This is a genomic window from Mesorhizobium sp. M1088 (assembly GCF_040318575.1).
Lineage (GTDB): Bacteria > Pseudomonadota > Alphaproteobacteria > Rhizobiales > Rhizobiaceae > Mesorhizobium.
Window position 1 is genome coordinate 41278 of the sequence record NZ_JAMYMO010000009.1, and the last position, 15700, is coordinate 56977.

At 63.1% G+C, this 15700-nt stretch carries 17 protein-coding genes; 15 read left to right on the forward strand and 2 right to left on the reverse strand.

Annotated features, from left to right (window positions below):
• Positions 1-53: 53 nt before the first annotated feature.
• The 5 genes from NKH49_RS13895 (at position 54) to NKH49_RS13915 (ending at position 3236) form a co-directional block, all read left to right on the forward strand.
• A complete protein-coding gene (locus NKH49_RS13895; protein WP_352615091.1) occupies positions 54-629 on the forward strand; it encodes an urease accessory protein UreE in 576 nt (191 codons plus the stop codon).
• Positions 616-1311 (forward strand): urease accessory protein UreF, encoded by a 696-nt coding sequence (locus NKH49_RS13900; RefSeq protein WP_502907879.1) that lies wholly within the window; start codon positions 616-618, stop codon positions 1309-1311. Before NKH49_RS13895 ends, NKH49_RS13900 begins: the two co-directional genes overlap by 14 nt.
• Positions 1308-1748: a DUF3995 domain-containing protein gene (locus NKH49_RS13905; protein WP_352539915.1), complete on the forward strand. Its 441-nt coding sequence runs from the start codon at positions 1308-1310 to the stop codon at positions 1746-1748. Before NKH49_RS13900 ends, NKH49_RS13905 begins: the two co-directional genes overlap by 4 nt.
• On the forward strand, positions 1745-2386 hold the full coding sequence (ureG, locus tag NKH49_RS13910) for an urease accessory protein UreG (protein ID WP_352615087.1): 642 nt from the start codon (positions 1745-1747) through the stop codon (positions 2384-2386). The genes NKH49_RS13905 and ureG overlap by 4 nt, the downstream gene beginning before the upstream one ends.
• 82 nt (positions 2387-2468) lie before the next feature.
• Complete coding sequence (locus tag NKH49_RS13915; RefSeq protein ID WP_352615085.1) at positions 2469-3236, forward strand: class II aldolase and adducin N-terminal domain-containing protein; 768 nt, start codon at positions 2469-2471, stop codon at positions 3234-3236.
• Positions 3237-3257: 21 nt separating this feature from the next.
• On the opposite strand, the gene NKH49_RS13920 is transcribed toward NKH49_RS13915, so the two are convergent.
• Positions 3258-3890 (reverse strand): HAD family hydrolase, encoded by a 633-nt coding sequence (locus NKH49_RS13920; protein WP_352615083.1) that lies wholly within the window; start codon positions 3888-3890, stop codon positions 3258-3260.
• Between the two features lie 359 nt (positions 3891-4249).
• Between NKH49_RS13920 and NKH49_RS13925 the strand changes: the two genes are divergently transcribed.
• Positions 4250-5209, forward strand: coding sequence for a sugar-binding transcriptional regulator (locus NKH49_RS13925; RefSeq protein WP_352926327.1), 960 nt, complete (start codon positions 4250-4252; stop codon positions 5207-5209).
• 75 nt (positions 5210-5284) lie between these two features.
• Here the strand turns inward: NKH49_RS13925 and NKH49_RS13930 are convergent, their stop codons facing one another.
• On the reverse strand, positions 5285-5470 hold the full coding sequence (locus NKH49_RS13930) for a hypothetical protein (RefSeq protein ID WP_023676996.1): 186 nt from the start codon (positions 5468-5470) through the stop codon (positions 5285-5287).
• 110 nt (positions 5471-5580) lie between these two features.
• Here NKH49_RS13930 and gcvA point away from each other — a divergent pair, with 110 nt between their 5' ends.
• The 9 genes from gcvA (at position 5581) to NKH49_RS13975 (ending at position 15691) form a co-directional block, all read left to right on the forward strand.
• Positions 5581-6492, forward strand: a complete 912-nt coding sequence (gene gcvA / locus NKH49_RS13935; RefSeq protein WP_352578172.1) for a transcriptional regulator GcvA — start codon at positions 5581-5583, stop codon at positions 6490-6492.
• A 214-nt stretch (positions 6493-6706) separates the two neighbouring features.
• Positions 6707-8017 (forward strand): ABC transporter substrate-binding protein, encoded by a 1311-nt coding sequence (locus tag NKH49_RS13940; protein WP_352615079.1) that lies wholly within the window; start codon positions 6707-6709, stop codon positions 8015-8017.
• Positions 8018-8131: 114 nt separating this feature from the next.
• A complete protein-coding gene (locus NKH49_RS13945) occupies positions 8132-9004 on the forward strand; it encodes a carbohydrate ABC transporter permease (protein WP_031195183.1) in 873 nt (290 codons plus the stop codon).
• Positions 9005-9212: 208 nt separating this feature from the next.
• Entirely contained in the window at positions 9213-10037 is an 825-nt protein-coding gene (locus NKH49_RS13950; RefSeq protein WP_023676992.1) for a carbohydrate ABC transporter permease, read from the forward strand.
• A gap of 51 nt (positions 10038-10088) precedes the next feature.
• Positions 10089-11093, forward strand: a complete 1005-nt coding sequence (locus tag NKH49_RS13955) for an ABC transporter ATP-binding protein (RefSeq protein ID WP_023676991.1) — start codon at positions 10089-10091, stop codon at positions 11091-11093.
• Entirely contained in the window at positions 11090-11860 is a 771-nt protein-coding gene (locus NKH49_RS13960) for an L-iditol 2-dehydrogenase (protein ID WP_352449477.1), read from the forward strand. Before NKH49_RS13955 ends, NKH49_RS13960 begins: the two co-directional genes overlap by 4 nt.
• A 70-nt stretch (positions 11861-11930) precedes the next feature.
• On the forward strand, positions 11931-13409 hold the full coding sequence (locus NKH49_RS13965) for a mannitol dehydrogenase family protein (protein ID WP_352615073.1): 1479 nt from the start codon (positions 11931-11933) through the stop codon (positions 13407-13409).
• Between the two features lie 15 nt (positions 13410-13424).
• Positions 13425-14108, forward strand: a complete 684-nt coding sequence (locus tag NKH49_RS13970; RefSeq protein ID WP_352449475.1) for an HAD family hydrolase — start codon at positions 13425-13427, stop codon at positions 14106-14108.
• Positions 14105-15691: an FGGY-family carbohydrate kinase gene (locus tag NKH49_RS13975; protein ID WP_352615071.1), complete on the forward strand. Its 1587-nt coding sequence runs from the start codon at positions 14105-14107 to the stop codon at positions 15689-15691. Before NKH49_RS13970 ends, NKH49_RS13975 begins: the two co-directional genes overlap by 4 nt.
• Positions 15692-15700 lie beyond the last annotated feature (9 nt).

Below are 15700 nucleotides of genomic sequence, written 5' to 3' on the forward strand. Positions count from 1 at the left end.
ATTGGGGCGGCGGACGGCATAGGCTAGGCTTTTTTTTGAGAGGCAGTTTTTACATGAAGCTCGACATCCGCACCGACTTCACCAAATTCCCGCGCGCCGTCTCCGCCCTGGCCGCAGGCGAAGCCGGAACCACGACGCCATACGACAGTGCGGTGCTTGCTCATGACGAGCGGCATCTGCGCCGTCGCGCCATCGAAACGGCCCGTAGCGACAAAGTGCTGGTCGACCTGCCCGAACCGGTGACCTTGAACCATGGTGACCGGCTGGTGCTGGAGGATGGCCGCCACATCGAGATCATCGCGGCCGAGGAGCCGCTCTACGATATCCGTGCCGGCGGCCCTATCCATCTGGCCGAACTTGCCTGGCATATCGGCAACCGTCATCTCGCGGCAAGCATCGAGGCTGACCGAATCCTCATCCTGCGCGACCATGTCATCAAGGCGATGCTGGAAGGGCTGGGCGCCACGGTGAGCGACGTCTCCGAGCCATTCAAGCCGGTGCGCGGCGCTTATTCCGGCCATGGCCATTCTCACGCCGAGGCGCATGCGCACAGCCATGCCGAAGCGCATTCCCATACCCATACCGAATCGCATTCCCACAGCCATTCGCACGACCATGACCATGACTGACCAGCCTTCCAACGTTGCCCAGCCTTCCAATATTGCTTTGTTGCGGCTGATGGCGTGGCTGTCGCCTTCCTTCCCGGTCGGCGGCTTTTCCTACAGCCATGGTCTCGAGCAAGCCGTGCATGCCGGGCTGGTTGCCGACAGCAAAGAGCTCGCCGCGTGGCTGGAAACGCTGGTCGAGATGGGTTCGGGCTGGAATGATGCGGTGCTGTTTGCCGAAAGCTGGCACAGGGCGCGCGAAACCGGCGATCTCGATGAAATCGTCGCCCTTGCCGAAGCTCTGGCAGGCTCGCGCGAGCGCCATGCCGAGACCATGCTGCAGGGCGCTGCTTTCATGAAGGCGGCCTTCGCCTGGCCGTGCCAGGTGCTGGATCGCCTGCCGGCCGAATGTGCCTATTGCGTTGCCGTCGGCGCCGTTGCCGGCGATCACGGCATTGCGCTGGGGGACGCCCTGGCGGCCTTTCTGCAGGCCTTCTTCTCCAATCTCGTCCAGGCTGCGATCCGGCTTGGCATCGTTGGCCAGAGTGCCGCGATGACGCTACTGGCCGCCTTCGAACCGCTTGCCCTGGCCACGGCCGACCGCGCTGCCGGCTCGACCCTCGATGATCTCGGCGGCTGCGCTTTCATCTCCGACGTCACGGCGATGAAGCACGAGACCCAGTATTCGCGGCTGTTCCGCTCATGATCGTCCTCGCTTTCGCCCTCTCGCTCGTCCTGCTGTTGATCACAGCACTGCATGTCTATTGGGGCATTGGCGGCATCTGGCCGGGCAGGGACGCCGCCTCCTGCGCTCGCGCGGTCATCGGCTTTCGCGGCGTCGACGAGATGCCGGCACCCTTCGCCAGCTTCGCCGTTGCCGCATGCCTGGGCCTGGCGACACTGTGGCCCATGGCGCTCGAAGGTGTGTTTGCCACGCCCTTTCCCAAGGCAGGGCTTGCCGCCACAGCGCTGCTCATCGCACTGGTCTTCCTGGCGCGCGGCATTGCCGGCTTCACGCCGTGGTGGCGCCGGTTGACGCCCGAACAGCCTTTCGCGCGGCTCGATCTGCGTTATTATTCGCCGCTGTGCCTGCTGATCGGGCTTGGCTTTGCCATTCTTGCCCTCACGGAGTTCCCCGCATGATATCACCCAACGGTCCTCTTCGCGTCGGCATCGGCGGTCCGGTCGGCTCGGGCAAGACGACGCTCACCGAAAAGCTTTGCAAGGCGCTGCGTGACGAGTTCTCGATCGCGGTCGTCACCAACGACATCTACACCAAGGAAGACGCCATGATGCTGGCCCGGCTGCAGGCGCTCCCTGAGGATCGCATCATCGGCGTCGAGACCGGCGGCTGCCCGCACACCGCCATTCGCGAGGACGCCTCGATCAATCTGCAGGCGATCGCCGAGATGACCAAAAAATTCCCGGATCTCGACATCGTCTTCATCGAATCGGGCGGCGACAACCTCGCCGCCACCTTCTCGCCGGACCTGGCCGACCTGACGCTTTATGTCATCTCGGTTTGCCAGGGCGAGGAGATCCCGCGCAAGGGCGGGCCGGCAATCACACGGTCGGATTTCCTGGTCATCAACAAGAGCGACCTTGCGCCCTATGTGAACGTCAATCTCGACGTGATGGAAAGCGACGCTGCCCGCATGCGCGGCAAACGGCCGTTCGGCTTCACCGACCTGTCGCGCGGCAAAGGGCTTCAGGAGGTGATAGATTTCATCGTCGAGCATGGCGGGCTGAGAGCTGGCACTGCCACCAGCACGGCGGCATAGCAATCGCGTTCGCCTGCACCAAACGAAACCGGTTGCGCGCGTTCCAGTCGCGCGGCATCCTCGCCTCTTCACGGAGGTTACGATGAGCATCGCCCGCCTGCAGAAGGAAGTGCTGACCAACCTGCCGTTCTATGAGGAGCGCGTCGATCTCGCTTGCGCCTTCCGCTGGACGGCGCGGCTCAACATGCACGAGGCGGTGGCCAATCATTTTTCGCTGGCGGTCAACGACGATGGCTCGCAATTCCTGATGAACCCCAACCAGGTGCATTTCTCGCGCATCAAGGCGAGCGATCTGCTTTTGATCGACGCCAATGATCCCGACACGCTTATCGGCCCGAATGCGCCCGACCCGACGGCGTGGGGCCTGCATGGTGCCATCCATCGCAACGTGCGTCATGCGCGCTGCGTCATGCATGTCCACTCGATCCACGCCACCGTGCTTGCCTCGCTCGCCGACTCGACGCTGCCGCCGGTCGACCAGAACTCGGCGATCTTCTTCAACCGCCATGTCGTCGACGCTCATTATGGCGGGCTGGCCTTCGAGGAAGAGGGCGAGCGCTGCTCCCAGTTGCTTGTCGACCCGAAGGTCAAGGTGATGGTGATGGGCAACCATGGCGTGCTGGTCATCGGCGACAGCGTCGCCGACACCTTCAACCGCATGTTCTATTTCGAGCGCGCCGCCGAAACCTATATCAAGGCGCTGTGGACAGGTCGGCCGCTGCGGGTACTGTCGGATGAGATCGCGGAGAAAGCGGCAAGGGAACAGGAAGACTATCCCGGCCAGGCCGAGCGCCACCTTTCCGAACTGAAGGCGATCCTCGACGAGCAGGAGCCTGCCTACCGGAGTTGAGGGCGGTCCCGCCGGGCTGGCTTAAAGCCCGAGTTCGGCCCGCAATTCAGCGGCGCTGTTGATGACAATCGCCCCCGGCGGCCCCTCCATGGGCACCTCTGGCCAGAAGATCGTCTTCATCCCAGCTGCCAGCCCCGCCGTGGCGCCGGTCACGCTGTCGTCGACCGCCACGGCCTCGGCGGGATCGACGTCGGCCAACCAGGCGGCGCGCAGGAAAGGTTCGGCATGCGGCTTGCCTTCACGCACGTCGTTGCGGCTGACCGTCTTCATGCCGGGATAGAAAAGGCCTACGGCGCGCAGATTGGCATCGACGATCAGTCTGTCCGAGTTGGACACCACCGCTTGCGGCACGCCAAGCGCGCGCAGCTCATTGAAAATCTCGATCGCGCCGGTGCGTGGCGTCAGCGTTTCGGCCATCGGCAGATAGTGATCGTATTTGCGCACGATCCAGTCGTCGAAAGGCAGGTCGAGGCCGAACTCGTCGCGCAGCATTTCGTAGACCGGCCATGCGGCGATGCCGAGCACGCGCTCATGCAGGTCGGCCGGCGGCGCGATGCCGACGCTGTGCAGCGCCGCAATCAGCGCCGCCTCGTGCAGCGGCTCGCTGTCGACCAGCGTGCCGTCCATATCCCAGAAAACCGCTTTCGGCGTCATGCAAGGCTCCATTCTCAAAAAATTCCTTAAAGCGTTTAGCGCGCGAGATAAACCGCCGCGTCCCCGCTAATGCATGTCGCGCAAAGTGTGCAGCGGTTTTGCGATGACGACATGCATAAAAAGCAACCTAAAACGTGTCGCATGAGGCCGATCGAACGCAACGCGCTTTAGAACCGGGATTGGTGCAACCTCGACAGCCTTGCTGTTGCAACGAGACTGGGTCGACTTGTCACTTGCTCCAAACACCAAGTTTCATCACTAAGCAATTGCTCTTACAATAGGCAATTGCGCGCAAGTTCATTCCCTGCGAAACTACTGCGCTCCGCCTCTTATGCTCGGCGGGGTTGGGAGGCAGGAACTTGAATTCGCGGCAGGACAGCGGCGGCAACAGGCTGGACGACGCGGCGCGTGCCGGCTGGCTCTATTATGTCGCAGGCAACACCCAGGACCAGATCGCCGCCACGCTTGGCATCTCGCGGCAGACGGCGCAGCGCCTGGTGTCGCTCGCAGTCTCCGAAGGGCTGATCAAGGTGCGCGTCGACCATCCGATCGCCAATTGCCTCGACCTTGCGGCACGGCTGAAATCGCGCTTTGCGCTCGATCTGGTCGAGGTGGTGCCGAGCGACCCTTCTTCTTCCTCCACCGTCATCGGCGTCGCCGAGGCGGCGGCGGCCGAGATCGAACGGCGGCTGCGGTCGCGGGTGCCTTTCGTATGGGCGAGGGGCACCGGCCGCACGCTGAAGGCCGCGATCGAGCAACTGCCGCCGATGGAATGCCCGCAGCACAAGGTGGTATCGCTGACCGGGAACATCTCGCCGGACGGCTCGGCGGCCTTTTACAACGTCATCTTCACCATGGCTGACAGGGTCAAGGCGCGTTCGTTTCCGATGCCTTTGCCGGTCATCGCTTCCTCGCCCGAGGAGCGCGAGATGCTGCTCAGCCAGCCGATGATCCAGCCGACGCTGGCGCTTGCGGCCGAGGCCGACGTCACCTTTGTCGGCATCGGCGATCTCGGCCCGAAGGCGCCGCTTTACGAGGACGGCTTCATTTCGGAGGGTGAATTAAAGGCGCTGCAGAAGGCCGGCGGCGTCGCCGAGATCGTCGGCTGGGTATTCGATCGTGACGGCCGCATGATCGAGGGCATCACCAATGATCGGGTGTCGTCGGCACCGCTGCCGTCGCGCGAAAAGTCGCTGGTGATCGCGCTTGCCATGGGCGACCGCAAGCTGCCGGGCATCTTCGCCGCCGTCAACCGGCGGCTGGTCAATGGCCTCATCACCGATGAGCGGACCGCCGCCGCCTTGCTGGCGGGCGCATGATCTCCGAGCCGCTGGCGGTCGGAAACGATCATGGGAAATCGAAACGCCCCTGAAGCCCCGATAAAACGAGCGGCACTACTGGTGCCGGCCGCAAGGATCGTTGCCGTCGAGAAAGCCCATGTCGCGCTGCAGATGCGGCGGCAGCTCCCGGACGTCGAGATAGGCCCGTTTCCGCGCCGCGTGCCTTGCCAATCCCCGCGCCAACTGTGAAAACCAGCCATGGGCTGGAGCAAGAAGCAGCTTTTCCTGTATTGTGGTCATGATCGTCAGCCTTCGCTATCTCTAGGCGTAATTGATCTTCAATACGGAATATCGGTAGGACCGGCCGGTGCCGCCAATCAAACGTCGATCACTGCCCATAAGGAGGGCTTATGCCGGAGCTCAATTCACGACAGCTGGTTTCGCAGCTTCCTCCGCTTCAGGCGATCCGGGTGTTCGAGGCGGTGGCGCGGCATCTCTCGTTCACCAAGGCCGCCCAGGAGCTTGGCATGACGCAGGCGGCGGCAAGCTATCAGATCAAGCTTCTGGAGGAGCGCATCGGCGCGCCCCTATTCTTGCGCCAGCCAAAACAGATCGTGCTGACCGAACCCGGCCAGCGCCTGGCGCCCGCGGTCAGCGAGGCGTTCGCGCTGTTGAGCGGCGCCTATGCCGCCGCGCGCACCGGCGCCGACGGCTTGCTTTGCGTTTCGACGCTGCTGACATTTGCCTCCAACTGGCTGGCGCAGCATCTCGGTTCATTCCAGGTCGCGCATCCGTCGCTGGCGGTGCGCGTCGATACTTCGAACAGGGTTGTCGACTTTGCCAGAGAGGATATCGACATCGCCATCCGCTCCGGCGGCGGCAATTGGCCGGGCGTCGAGACCCATATGCTTTTCAGGGCCGATTTCACGCCGGTCCTTAGTCCAAAGCTCGCGGCAAGCATCGGCGGCGTCAAGGAGCCGGCCGACCTGCTGCGGCTGCCGATCCTCGACCCGGGTGACATCTGGTGGCGGGACTGGTTTGCCGCCGCCGGCCTGCCGGTCGAGGAACTGGCCAAGCGTCCCGGCACCAGCATGGGCGCGCAGGCCTACGAGGCCAATGCCGCGATTGCCGGCCACGGCGTGGCGATCGTTACCAAGGCGCTGTTCAAGACCGAACTTGCCGACGGCCGCCTGATCCAGCCCTTTGATCTGGTCGGTGACGACGGCCACGCCTATTGGCTGGTCTATCCGACGGCACGTCGCAACGTGCCGAAGATCCGCGCCTTCCGCGATTGGATCCTGAGCGAGATCGCTTGCCAGTAGGCTGAACCCCAGCAAGCCCGATAGCAAGCGCCGGGCCCAATCAGCCCGGCCGAATCCTTCGTCAGACATGCCGCAAACGTCCCAGGCTTGCCGCTGCACGAGACCCCGGCGTGCTGCGCTGCAGCAACGAATCTGTCTTGACATAATTCATCGCAAGTGAGTAATTGCTCACAGCCAAGGCAAATGCTCATCTTGGTTTATGGGAGGAATTTTGATGAAACTTCGCACGTTCACCCTAGGCCTGTTCTCGGCCAGCGCCCTCGCTTTCGCCGCGGATGCCGAATCCATCACCATCGCCACGGTCAACAATGGCGATATGGTCCGCATGCAGAAGCTGACCGACGACTTCACTGCCAAAAATCCCGACATTCAGCTGCAGTGGGTTACGCTCGAAGAAAACGTTCTGCGCGAGCGCGTCACCACCGACATCGCCACCAAGGGTGGCCAGTACGACGTGATGACCATCGGCACCTATGAAGTGCCGATCTGGGCCAAGCAGAACTGGCTCTTGCCGCTCGACAAGCTCGGCGACGATTACGACGTCAAGGACATCATCCCGGCCATAGCCGGCGGCCTGTCGGTCGACGGCAAGCTCTACGCAGCCCCGTTCTACGGCGAAAGCTCCTTCGTCATGTACCGCAAGGACCTGATGGACAAGGCCGGGCTCAAGATGCCCGATGCACCGACCTGGGACTTCATCAAGCAGGCCGCCGACAAGATGACCGACCGCGCCAACGGCGTGAACGGCGTCTGCCTGCGCGGCAAGGCCGGCTGGGGCGAGAACATGGCCTTCCTGACCGCCATGTCGAACTCATTCGGCGCGCGCTGGTTCGACGAGAACTGGAAGCCGCAATTCGACCAGCCCGAATGGAAGAACACGCTGCAGTTCTATGTCGACCTGATGAAGGCCGACGGCCCCGAGGGCGCGTCGTCCAACGGCTTCAACGAAAACCTTGCGTTGTTCCAGCAGGGCAAATGCGGCATGTGGATCGACGCTACCGTCGCTGCCTCCTTCGTTTCCGACCCGAAGAATTCCACCGTCGCCGACAAGGTCGGCTATGCGCTGGCGCCGGACAATGGCCTCGGCAAGCGCGGCAATTGGCTGTGGGCATGGTCGCTAGCCATCCCCGCCGGCACGCAGAAGGCCGACGCCGCTCAAAAGTTCGTATCCTGGGCAACCAGCAAGCACTATGCCGAGCTCGTCGCCTCGAAGGAAGGCTGGGCCAACGTTCCGCCGGGAACGCGCTCGTCGCTCTATGCCAATCCCGAATACCAGAAGGCAGCACCTTTCGCCAAGATGACGCTGGACTCGATCAACTCCGCCGATCCGACGCACCCAACCGTCAAGCCGGTGCCTTATGTCGGCGTCCAGTTCGTCGCCATTCCTGAGTTCCAGGGTCTCGGCACCACCGTCGGCCAGCTCTTCTCGGCGGCACTTGCCGGCCAGTCGAGCGTCGACGATGCCTTGAAGCAGGCGCAGGACGCCGCCACCGCGACGATGACCGAGGGCGGTTACATCAAGTAAGCTCCTCCCGATGCCGGTTGCCAATGGCGACCGGCAACGGCCGCCCGAATCCCAGTTCGGGCGGCCAGCTTTCACACCGCTGAAAAAATTGGCCGACCTCGAAGGGTGACCGTCATGGCTACTCAGCAGACCCGTTCGCTTGCCCGTTTCATGATGGCGCCATCCGTGGTGCTGCTGCTGGTCTGGATGATTGTGCCGCTGGCATTCACGCTGTGGTTTTCCTTCCAGCAATACAACCCGCTCAATCCGATGCGCGACGGCTTCGTCGGGTTTTCGAACTACGCGCTGTTCTATTCCAACCCGGCATTCCTGCAGTCGATCCTCAACACGCTCACCATCGTCGTCAGCGTGCTTTTGATCACGGTGATCGGCGGTATTCTGCTCGCCCTTCTGCTCGATCAGCCGATGTGGGGACAGGGCATCGTCCGCATCCTTGTCATCTCGCCGTTCTTCGTCATGCCACCGGTGGCAGCACTGGTCTGGAAGAACATGATCATGCATCCGCAGTACGGGGTTTTCGCCGATATTGCGCGCTTCTTCGGCGGGCAGCCGATCGATTGGTTCGGGCAGCACCCGCTCCTGGCGATCATCATCATCGTCGCCTGGCAATGGCTGCCGTTTGCTACGCTGATCCTGTTGACCGCGCTTCAGTCGCTCGACGGCGAGCAGAAGGAAGCCGCCGAAATGGACGGCGCCGGCTTCATCAGCCGCTTCATCTATTTGACGCTGCCTCATATGTCGCGCGCCATAACCGTCGTCATCCTGATCCAGACGATCTTCCTGCTGTCGGTCTATGCCGAGATCCTCGTTACCACCAATGGCGGCCCGGGTTACGCCTCCACCAACCTGCCCTTCCTCGTCTATCAGAAGGCATTGCTGGAGTTCAAAATCGGCCAGGCGTCCGCCGGCGGCATCATTGCCGTCATTCTCGCCAACATCGTTGCCTTCTTCGCCATGCGCGCCGTCGGCAAGAACCTGGATAAATAAGGGAGGATAAGATGGCACGTGCGCTGAACCACCCCCACTCCGTCCCGCTGCGCGGGACAGCTCTCCCCCTGCCCGGGGTAGAGGAAAGGCCTGCATCGAAACCGCGCTCTTCCTCTACCCCGTCGATCGGGGGGAGAGGTGGTTTGCGCAGCAAACCGGAGTGGGGGTCGACCCTGCCGCCAACATCGCCGATAGGGAGGACCTGACCATGGCACGTGCAGTCACCACCCAGCACAAGACGATTGCTACCGCGGCCGCCTGGATCGTCGCGCTGCTGATCTTCTTCCCGATCCTCTATACGATCATCACCTCGTTCAAGTCGGAGCAGGAGGCTATCCAGGGCTTCAACCTGTTCCCGTCGGGAACCACGGAGAGCTATTCCGAGGTCCAGGCGCAGAACGGCTATTTCAAATTCTTCCTGAACTCGGTGTTCCTGTCGGTCGGCTCGACCATCCTGGCTCTGCTCGTCGCCATACCGGCGGCATGGTCGATGGCGTTTTCGCCGGGCAAACGCACCAAGGACATCCTGATGTGGATGCTTTCCACCAAGATGATGCCGGCCGTCGCCGTTCTGTTTCCGATCTATCTGATCTTCCGCGATACCGGTCTGCTCGACAGCCGCATCGGCCTGATGGTCATGCTGATGCTGATCAACCTGCCGATCGTGGTCTGGATGCTTTACACCTATTTTCGCGAGATACCGGGCGAGATCCTGGAAGCGGCGCGCATGGACGGCGCATCGCTCTGGAACGAGATAATCTACGTGCTGACGCCGATGGCGGTCCCCGGCATCGCCTCGACCATGCTGCTCAACATCATTCTCGCCTGGAACGAGGCGTTCTGGACGATCCGGCTGACCACCACCGAGGCCGCGCCGCTCACCGCTTTCATCAGCTCCTTCTCCAGCCCGCAGGGGCTGTTCTGGGCCAAGCTTTCGGCCGCCTCGACGCTGGCGATCGCGCCGATCCTGATCATGGGCTGGTTCAGCCAGAAGCAGTTGGTTCGAGGCCTGACATTCGGCGCGGTAAAGTAGCGGGCATTGCCTGACGCAAAACGAAAAGATAGCCCTTCGGGGGAGGAAACCATGGGAAACATCACGCTCAAGAACGTCTCCAAATCCTTCGGGGCGACGTCCATCATCCCCGGCCTCGATCTGGTCATCGAGGACGGAGAGTTCGTCGTCTTCGTCGGCCCGTCGGGCTGCGGCAAATCCACCCTGTTGCGTCTGATCGCCGGCCTCGAGGATACCAGCGGCGGCACCATCATCATCGATGGTCGCGACGTCACCGGCGAGGCGCCGGCCAAGCGCAAGCTGGCTATGGTGTTCCAGTCCTATGCGCTCTACCCGCACATGACGGTGGCCAAGAACATCGCCTTCCCGCTGAAGATGGCGGGCGAGGACCAGGCGACCATCGACAAGAAGGTGAAGGACGCCGCGCGGATCCTGAACCTCACCAACTACCTCGACCGCCGCCCCGGCCAGCTCTCCGGCGGCCAGCGGCAGCGCGTCGCCATCGGCCGCGCCATCGTGCGCCAGCCGTCGGCCTTCCTGTTCGACGAGCCTTTGTCCAATCTCGACGCGGCGCTGCGCGGCACCATGCGGCTGGAGATCAGCGAGCTGCATCACCAGCTCAAGACCACCATGGTCTACGTCACCCACGACCAGATCGAGGCGATGACCATGGCCGACAAGATCGTCGTGCTCAATGCCGGCAATATCGAGCAGGTCGGCTCGCCGATGGAGCTCTATAAGACACCGAAGAACCTGTTCGTCGCCGGCTTCATAGGTTCGCCGAAGATGAACCTGATCGAAGGCGCGCCGGCCGCCAAATATGGCGCCAAGACAGTCGGCATCCGCCCGGAGCATATGAACATTTCGAAGACGTCAGGCGACTGGAAGGCGACGGTCGGGGTTGCCGAGCATCTCGGCTCCGACACGTTTTTGCACGTCCAGGCGGATGGTGTCGGGCAGCTGACGGTGCGTGCCGACGGCGAGTTGGCCGCCCATCACGGCGACACGATCTACCTGACGCCGGAAAAGGCCAAGCTGCATCGTTTCGGCGCCGACGGGAAGGCGATGCTGCAATGAGGCTCCGGGGTAAATCGGCGCTGATTACCGGATCGGCGCGCGGCATCGGCAGGGCGTTTGCCGAAGCCTACATGCGCGAAGGGGCGACGGTCGCGATTGGCGACATCAATCTCGAAGCCGCCGAGAAGACGGCTTCGGAAATCGGCCGCAATGCCTACGCGGTAAAGCTCGACGTCACCGATCTCGCGTCTATCGATGAGGCCGTCAAGGCGGTCGAAGCCAGGGCCGGCGGCCTCGATATCTTGATCAACAACGCTGCTTTGTTCGACTTGGCGCCGATCGTCGAGATCACCAAGACAAGCTACGACAAATTGTTTTCGGTCAACGTCGCCGGCACGCTGTTTACGTTGCAGGCCGCCGCACGTTCTATGATTGCCCGCGGCAAGGGCGGCAAGATCATCAATATGGCAAGCCAGGCCGGGCGCCGCGGCGAGGCGGTGGTTGCCGTCTACTGCGCCACCAAGGCCGCGGTCATCTCGCTCACCCAGTCGGCAGGGCTCGACCTGATCAAACACCGCATCAACGTCAATGCCATCGCCCCGGGTGTCGTCGACGGCGAGCATTGGGACCATGTCGATGCATTGTTCGCCAAGTTCGAGAACCGGCCGAGGGGCGAGAAGAAGAGGCTGGTCGGCGAAGCCGTGCCTTATGGCCGCATGGGCACGGCGCAAGACCTCACCGGCATGGCGGTGTTCCTGGCCAGCGATGAGGCCGAGTACATCGTCGCCCAGACCTATAATGTCGATGGCGGCCAGTGGATGAGTTGAGGGGGCGAAGGCGCTCTTCCCCCCGTCTCCTCCACGGGGGGAAGAGCCGTCCCGCTAAAGGGTAAAGCAGATGACCGTGAAACTCTCTTCTTCCATCCTCGCCAAGCTGCCGCCCAAGGTCGCCGGCCCGAAATACGATCGCGCCGCGCTCAAGGCCGGCATCGTGCATTTCGGCGTCGGCAATTTCCATCGCTCGCACCAGGCCGTCTATCTCGACGACCTGTTCAATTCGGGTGTCGGCCACGACTGGGCCATTGTCGGCGCCGGCGTCTTCGAAGGCGAGAAGGTCGGCCGCGGCAAGTTGCAGGAGCAGGACTGGCTGACCACCGTGGTCGAGCAGGACAGCGGCCATATGAGCGCGCGCGTCACCGGCGTCATGATCGACTTCCTGGTGCCGGGCGATGCGGCCGCAATCGTCGAGCGGCTTGCCGATCCGGCGATCAAGATCGTTTCCCTGACCATAACCGAGGGCGGCTATTTCATCGATCCGGCATCCGGCGTCTTCAATCCGACACATCCCGACATCGTTGCCGACGCTGAGCCGGGGGCGACGCCGAAGACCGTCTTCGGCCTCGTTCTCGCCGGGCTGCTGCGCCGCCGCGCCGACGGTATCGTGCCCTTCACAATCATGTCCTGCGACAACATTCCCCATAACGGCCACGTCACCTCAGATGGCGTCATCGGCCTTGCGCGGCTGATCGACGAAGGTTTGGCAAACTGGGTGAGCGAGAACGCTACCTTTCCCAATGGCATGGTCGACCGCATCACGCCGGCCACCACCGACCGCGAGCGCGGCATTCTCTCCAGCGAGTTCGGCCTCGACGACAATTGGCCGGTGTTTTGCGAACCGTTCAAGCAATGGGTGCTGGAGGACCGTTTCACCGACGGCCGCCCGCCGCTGGAAAAAGTCGGCGTGCAGTTCGTCAGCGACGTCGCGCCCTATGAGCTGATGAAGATCCGCATCCTCAACGGCGGCCATGCGACCATCGCCTATCCGGCCGGGCTGATGGACATCCATTTCGTCCATGAGGCGATGCAGGAGCCGCTGGTACGCGGCTTCCTCGACAAGCTCGAGCATGACGAAATCATCCCGACCGTGCCGCCGGTTCCGGACACCGACCTCGAAGATTACTACCAGCTCATCGAGCACCGCTTCTCCAATCCGAAGATCGGCGACACCATACGCCGGCTTTGCCTCGACGGCTCCAACCGCCAGCCGAAATTCATCATCCCGACCATCACCGACCGGCTGAAGGCTGGCAAAAGTGTCACCGGCCTTGCGCTGGAATCGGCGCTCTGGTGTCGCTACTGCTTCGGCACGACGGATTCCGGTGCCGTCACCGAGCCCAACGACCCGAACTGGGGCCGGTTGCAGGCGACGGCCAAGGCGGCGAGGGACATGCCTGCCGCCTGGCTTGCCATGGAGGACATCTATGGCGATGTCGGCCGCTCGCCGCCGTTCGCTGAAGCCTTCGGCCAAGCGCTGAGACTGCTGTGGGCGGACGGCGCGCGCGCGACACTGACGCGCTATCTCGCCGGCGACCTCTGAAGCCGATCCAGCGCGATGACGCCTGAACTGGTCATTTTCGACTGTGACGGCGTGCTGGTGGACAGTGAGATGCTGTCCGTCTCGGCATTGTTGGAGATGATCGCGCTTGCCGGTGGCAACGTCAGCGAGGACATTGCCTACGAGCACTTCCTCGGCAAGAGCATGAAGAGCGTCCGCGAAATCCTCGCAAGCGACTTCGGGCTCGATCTCACCGAGCAGCATCTGACCGAGATGCGCTCCGAACTGATGCGCAGATTCCGCGAGGAGCTGAAACCGATGCCAGGTATCGCACAGGTCCTGCCGAGGCTCGGCGTACCGTGCTGCGTCGCCTCCTCCGGCACCCTGGAACGCATCCGCTATGCGCTCGACGTCACCGGGTTGCTTGGGCTGCTGGAGCCGCATTTGTTCAGCGCCGCCATGGTGGCGCGGGGCAAACCGGCGCCCGATCTCTTTCTCCATGCAGCAGATAAAATGAGAGCGGCCCCGCGAAACTGCCTCGTCGTCGAGGACAGCCCGGCCGGCATCGAAGCGGCGCGGGCGGCCGGCATGCGCGTCCTTGCCTTCACCGGCGGCTCGCACACCGGCAACCCGGCATTGAAAGCGCGGCTTGCGTCGAGTGAGCCGGACTTTATATTCGCTGACATGCTGCAATTGCCCGATCTGATTGCAGGCCTGGGAGCGAGAGCAAGAACACCTTGACCAACAGTTTCGTTTGCGCGGTCGATGTCGGCACCGGAAGCGCTCGTGCCGGCATTCTCGACACCGGTGGCGCCTTGCTCGGCCGCGCCGAGCACCCGATCGCCATGCAACAGCCGAAGGCCGATCATGCCGAGCACGATTCGCAGGATATATGGTCGGCGGTGTGCATGGCCGTCCGCGCTGCCCGCGAAAAGGCGGGCGTGCGGGCCGAGGATATCGTCGGCATCTCCTTTGATGCCACCTGCTCGCTGGTGGTGCGAGACCGGCATGGCGGCCAGCTCAGCGTGTCCGTCACTGGTGAAAGGCGCTGGGACACCATTGTCTGGCTCGACCATCGCGCAATTGCCGAGGCCGACGAATGCACTGAAAGCGGCCACGCTGTGCTCGACTATATCGGCGGCGTCATGTCGCCGGAAATGGAGACGCCGAAGCTGATGTGGCTGAAGCGCAACCTGCCCGGAACATGGAACGAAGCCGGCTATCTATTCGACCTCACCGACTTCCTCACCTGGAAGGCAAGCGGCTCGCTCTCCCGTTCACAATGCACGCTGACCGCCAAATGGACCTATCTAGCCCATGAAGCGACCGGCTGGCGGCGCGACTTCTTCGAAGCCGTCGGGCTCGGCGATGTCTTTGAGCACGGCAACCTGCCGGAAAAGGCAAGCCCGGTCGGTGCCGATATCGGCCCGCTCGGCGCGCAAGCCGCGACGGAGCTTGGCCTCACCGAAAAATGCCGGGTCGGCGCCGGCGTCATCGATGCCTATGCCGGCGCGCTTGGCGTGCTCGGCGGTTTCGCCGGTGACGCGACGAACATCGGCCGCCATCTGGCCCTGATTGCAGGTACGTCGAGTTGCGTCATGGCGATGTCGCCCGATCCGCAGCCTTTCGCCGGTGTCTGGGGCCCATATTATGGCGCAGCCCTTCCCGGCCTGTGGCTGTCGGAAGGTGGCCAGTCGGCCACCGGCGCGCTGCTCGACCACATCATCCGCTGGCATGGCGCTGGCGGCGAGCCGGATGCCGCCATGCATGCCAGAATTGCCCGCCGCGTCGCCGAGCTGCGCGCCGCCGAGGGCGACAACCTCGCCGCAAGGCTGCACGTGCTGCCCGATTTTCACGGCAACCGCTCCCCGCTCGCCGACCCGCATGCCGTCGGCGTCATCAGCGGGCTGACGCTGGATGCCTCCTTCGACAGTCTGTGCAAGCTCTACTGGCGCACCGCCGTCAGCGTCGCGCTTGGCGTCCGTCATGTGCTGGAAGCGCTGAACGAGAACGGCTATCTGATCGACACGCTGCACGTCACCGGCGGCCACACCAAGAACCCGCTGTTGATGGAGCTCTATGCCGATGCCACCGGCTGCACGGTGGTCGAGCCGCTGGCGGACGAGGCGGTGCTGCTCGGCACCGGCATGATTGCCGCCACCGCGGCCAGGCTTTTTCCCGATTTGAACGCTGCCTGCGTCGCCATGCAACAGGGCGGCAGGACGCGAGAGCCCAATCCGGCTGCCGCCGGCCGGTTCGATCGCGACTACCGCGTGTTTCTCGAAATGCACAGGCAAAGGCAGGCGCTGGACGCGATCCGATAAATCGGATCG

What these genes read in the sequence shown, in the direction of transcription:
- NKH49_RS13900 (WP_502907879.1), top strand. Translation starts at nt 616, where the DNA reads ATGACCATGACTGACCAGCCTTCCAACGTTGCCCAGCCTTCCAATATT.
- ureG (WP_352615087.1), top strand. Translation starts at nt 1,745, where the DNA reads ATGATATCACCCAACGGTCCTCTTCGCGTCGGCATCGGCGGTCCGGTC.
- NKH49_RS13915 (WP_352615085.1), top strand. Translation starts at nt 2,469, where the DNA reads ATGAGCATCGCCCGCCTGCAGAAGGAAGTGCTGACCAACCTGCCGTTC.
- NKH49_RS13960 (WP_352449477.1), top strand. Translation starts at nt 11,090, where the DNA reads ATGAGGCTCCGGGGTAAATCGGCGCTGATTACCGGATCGGCGCGCGGC.
- NKH49_RS13945 (WP_031195183.1), top strand. Translation starts at nt 8,132, where the DNA reads ATGGCTACTCAGCAGACCCGTTCGCTTGCCCGTTTCATGATGGCGCCA.
- NKH49_RS13905 (WP_352539915.1), top strand. Translation starts at nt 1,308, where the DNA reads ATGATCGTCCTCGCTTTCGCCCTCTCGCTCGTCCTGCTGTTGATCACA.
- NKH49_RS13930 (WP_023676996.1), bottom strand. Translation starts at nt 5,470, where the DNA reads ATGACCACAATACAGGAAAAGCTGCTTCTTGCTCCAGCCCATGGCTGG.
- gcvA (WP_352578172.1), top strand. Translation starts at nt 5,581, where the DNA reads ATGCCGGAGCTCAATTCACGACAGCTGGTTTCGCAGCTTCCTCCGCTT.
- NKH49_RS13955 (WP_023676991.1), top strand. Translation starts at nt 10,089, where the DNA reads ATGGGAAACATCACGCTCAAGAACGTCTCCAAATCCTTCGGGGCGACG.
- NKH49_RS13940 (WP_352615079.1), top strand. Translation starts at nt 6,707, where the DNA reads ATGAAACTTCGCACGTTCACCCTAGGCCTGTTCTCGGCCAGCGCCCTC.
- NKH49_RS13950 (WP_023676992.1), top strand. Translation starts at nt 9,213, where the DNA reads ATGGCACGTGCAGTCACCACCCAGCACAAGACGATTGCTACCGCGGCC.
- NKH49_RS13920 (WP_352615083.1), bottom strand. Translation starts at nt 3,890, where the DNA reads ATGACGCCGAAAGCGGTTTTCTGGGATATGGACGGCACGCTGGTCGAC.
- NKH49_RS13965 (WP_352615073.1), top strand. Translation starts at nt 11,931, where the DNA reads ATGACCGTGAAACTCTCTTCTTCCATCCTCGCCAAGCTGCCGCCCAAG.
- NKH49_RS13895 (WP_352615091.1), top strand. Translation starts at nt 54, where the DNA reads ATGAAGCTCGACATCCGCACCGACTTCACCAAATTCCCGCGCGCCGTC.
- NKH49_RS13970 (WP_352449475.1), top strand. Translation starts at nt 13,425, where the DNA reads ATGACGCCTGAACTGGTCATTTTCGACTGTGACGGCGTGCTGGTGGAC.